The organism is Planococcus sp. CAU13 (assembly GCF_000775575.1).
Taxonomy (GTDB): Bacteria; Bacillota; Bacilli; order Bacillales_A; family Planococcaceae; genus Planococcus.
Genome location: NZ_JRGN01000114.1, coordinates 1 through 3,578, shown reverse-complemented (window position 1 = coordinate 3,578; position 3,578 = coordinate 1). Strand labels below are relative to the sequence as shown.

Annotated in this window: 3 protein-coding genes; all 3 read right to left on the bottom strand. The window is 42.7% G+C overall.

What is annotated here, in order from left to right:
* Positions 1-284: 284 nt before the first annotated feature.
* The 3 genes from KW93_RS05025 to KW93_RS05015 all read right to left on the bottom strand — a co-directional run bounded on the left by KW93_RS05025 (position 285) and on the right by KW93_RS05015 (position 3,384).
* Positions 285-617, bottom strand: coding sequence for a hypothetical protein (locus KW93_RS05025; RefSeq protein WP_033541887.1), 333 nt, complete (start codon positions 615-617; stop codon positions 285-287).
* A gap of 237 nt (positions 618-854) precedes the next feature.
* Positions 855-1,178, bottom strand: a complete 324-nt coding sequence (locus KW93_RS05020; protein WP_033541886.1) for an IDEAL domain-containing protein — start codon at positions 1,176-1,178, stop codon at positions 855-857.
* A 172-nt stretch (positions 1,179-1,350) separates the two neighbouring features.
* Positions 1,351-3,384 (bottom strand): Na+/H+ antiporter, encoded by a 2,034-nt coding sequence (locus tag KW93_RS05015; RefSeq protein ID WP_033541885.1) that lies wholly within the window; start codon positions 3,382-3,384, stop codon positions 1,351-1,353.
* Positions 3,385-3,578 lie beyond the last annotated feature (194 nt).

The following is a 3,578-nucleotide window of genomic DNA, read 5'->3' as shown; positions in this document are numbered from 1 at the left end:
CTGCGCTCCCTGCGGTGTATCGGTCGTGTCACTAAGCTGCAGGAGCAGTAAGGTTTTCTCAGCTGTTTTGCTTAATATCTTTTGAGAACCTTCTAGAGTCAAAGATGTGCATAAAATGCTGTTTCTTAAGTTCCACTTATATATTTAATATGTAAAAATGCAAATTAAGCCTCTCTTCAAATTTATATTATGAAGAGCGGGGTATTTTTTTTGGAGTTATATTCATCTTAAATGGCATTATCAAAAGTAGTAAACGCAATCTCCCCGCCAGGATTGAAGCCTCTTTACAATTCTTTTCGAGATCTCCTATTGTTAATTAACGCTGCAGCTTCTTCTTTTATCTCTTTCGTGATTGAAGGATGTGTTGAAGATATGACTTCCTTTAAAGCTTCCACTTCCCATCCATTCTTAAAGATGCCGATTGCGGATGAGATTCTGATTAGTTGGCCGGACAATTTGGACGCATTCGGATTATTTTCAAGCAGTTTCTGAGCTAAAGGCATTTTGTCACTTCCACTTATTTTTTCTTTACTGAATGCCAGCTCTTTATAGTCCTTGAAGTACTCTACAAAATTTGCTTTCCCTATAGATTTCAATGCCCTATCAACAGTACTCATATTAAGCGCCTCGTCTCTCTTTAAGATGTTTTCAGCATATCACAATAAATTGCAGTATTATTTAGCAAATTATTTGTTATTGATCGTCAACAATCAACGTTGATCAAGACAGTTTGAAAAATTTTAAGAAATACCCATAGGTCCAATTTTTGCATAATTAGTAAATAGAATAAGGGCAGCAGGCTTATAATAAGCCTGCTGCCCTTATTTAATATATTTATATCATACTCTGAGAGCTTACTTAACCGACTGTCTCTTCCCATTTAACTCCGCAGTCAACTCTTCAAACCAATCTTTATCACCAGTCTGCAAAGCCAGATCAATCAGATACTCCAGCTGAGCTTTGTCTTTCGGTGCCGTCTGCTGCAGACTTTCAACCTGCTTCACAGCCAAAGGAATCGTCTTGCCGATAATCGCTTCGTTGTCACTTTCGGCAACCGTCACGTTCACGGCGCCCTGTACCATGCTCATCGAATCAATAAAGCCTATGATTATTTCGCCATTCATGGAAGTCGCTTTAACCCAGTCACTCGTCTTTAAAATAGTTTTCTCTTCATTCATCTCTGAACACCCCTTTTTTAATCTATATAAAAATAGTAGTATACTTTTGCACCTTCTTTACCCATACCCTCTCAGAAAGCTTTTATACATCGGAGGGTAAATCGAATATTACTCCTCTCGCATCTTGAACTCAATTAATATGCTCTGAATTCAGGATATTTCAGGCCAAAGACTACTCATTCTGTTCAAACAATGTCACACTTTCAACATGGTTTATGAACCTTCTCAATTCTTTCACATCTTCTCTTGAAATTGAGCCGGATTCATAGAGCCTAAAAATTTCGGATCGGCCAACATCCAGCACCCGGATCCGCAGCACTTCTTTTTGCATTTCATATTTATCGGCAATCACCTGGTCGGGATTTTCCATGCGGGCGATTTTATGCCTGTATTCTGTAATGACTTCATGCACAAGTTCTTCATCCTCACTGTTCTCTGCCATTCTCTCCAGCTCTTTGACAGCTGCCTGCATCGCCTGCAGCTGGTATTCCTGTCCTTCCGGAAATGATTTTGGCCGATTTCTATTCATCTCGAGGCTAGATCCTTTGAATCGATTCCACGCCCTCCTCAATTTCCCATGAAGATACAAAGAAAATGAACGGATATTGTCTGAAGCGAGTTCTTCCCGGCGGTCAAAAGATTTTTCAAACGCTTTATAAATTTTCTGGCCTATTTTTCCGTTTTCTTTGATCCTCTTTATAAAGCTCCTTTCAGCTCTTAAACCTGCCCGCCTTATTTCATTTATTTTTCGTTCCCTTTCGTTATCGGCTTCAGATTCCGGAATTTCAGAAGAATCGAGCTGCTCAAACCGCCATTTGTATTCATCCATTAAATCGTATGCGGCCAGTTCGTTCTCTTTATTCATTTCAGAACGGATCGTTTGTATAGAAGCAAGCAGCACCAGCCTCCGAGCTTCCTGAAGACTCATTTCCGGCTTGACCATACTCTCTTCTTTCGGCATTCTGTTCAAAAGCGGAAGGCTGACAGTAGCCAGAATCAGCGTGAACAGAATGGTTCCCGCTGCCAGGAAGAGCAACAGCGAACGCTGCGGAAAGTCGTCGCCGTTTTCGACCAGCAGCGGAATGGACAGGACCCCGACCATCGTAACGGTTCCGCGGACACCTGTCAGACTGACGAGCAGTGAAGTTTTGAAACTTGGCTTTGAATCAGGCGCGATTTTTCCATAATTGTATTCATAAACGGAGAAGAGATAAGCCCATATAAAACGGATGCCTAAAATCACCAGTCCTATGGCAATAACGTAAAAGAATATCAATCCGTATCCCAGTCTTGGATTTTCCAGAATCCCGCTCATGGATGCCGGGATGCTCATACCGAGGAGCAGGAAGACGATGCCGTTCAGGATAAATAAAAGAATTGTCCATATATTTTCCGTAAGCACCTGTTCTTCTGCAACCAGTGTCGCAGTCTGTTCTCTGACAAGTGAATGAACGATGCCCGCCACCACAACCGCAATGACACCTGAAGCATGCAGAACATCTTCGGAAATTATGAAGATGAAAAATGGCGTAAGGATCTGCAGCAGTGTATGGAAGGTGACATCGATGATTCCCTGTCTCCGCAGCGCCAGCCGGATCCCGATAAGCAGCAGGGCCAGCACCAGTCCGAGAATCCCTCCGGCCACAAATTTATACGAGAAATCGAGTGCTGCTTCCTGCAAGGAGAAATAGCCTGTCACAACAGCCGTTATCGCATAATTGAACGCAACAAGTCCGGAGGCATCATTGATCAACGATTCCCCTCTGACCAGGTTCAATACTTTCCGCGGCAAACGGACGCGCTTTGCAATACCATTCACTGCGACAGGATCTGTCGGCGACAAAATAGCTGCCAGAGCAAATGCGGCAGCCAGCGGAACCTCGTCAATCAGCCAATGGATGAACAGTCCTCCGCCAAGCGTAGTCAGGAATACTAGAAGAACGGCATTGGAGAGAATGGCCCCTTTCATCCGCCATAATTCATCGCGGGGATAATTGCGGCCGTCATTATAAAGAAGCGGAGCGATGAACAGCAGCAAAAACCATTCCGTCTCAATATCCAGTGCAATATCTTCAAAAAGCAGGACAAGTATCAGCCCGAGCGGCACCTGAATCAAAGCGACAGGTATAAAAGGTATATAATTACTGATGACATTCGACAGCAACAGACAACCCAGCAGAAGCAATACAGTCAACAGTAAATCCATAAGAAGTCCCCATTCCGCTGTTAAAATAGTAGGTTCAGTATTCTTTCTATACCCATTAATTTATTCCTTAACGTTGTGATTTACTTGTCTAGATGCAATGACAGCATTTATTTTTTGAGTCCCTTTATCTTTATAAGAGATGAAAGTTAAATGATATGGAGCAAAACAGCGAAGACTCCTGCGGCTTAGCGACA

Excerpts from the sequence above, each read along its gene's own strand:
- KW93_RS05025 (WP_033541887.1), bottom strand. The coding sequence starts at position 617 with ATGAGTACTGTTGATAGGGCATTGAAATCTATAGGGAAAGCAAATTTT.
- KW93_RS05020 (WP_033541886.1), bottom strand. The coding sequence starts at position 1,178 with ATGAATGAAGAGAAAACTATTTTAAAGACGAGTGACTGGGTTAAAGCG.
- KW93_RS05015 (WP_033541885.1), bottom strand. The coding sequence starts at position 3,384 with ATGGATTTACTGTTGACTGTATTGCTTCTGCTGGGTTGTCTGTTGCTG.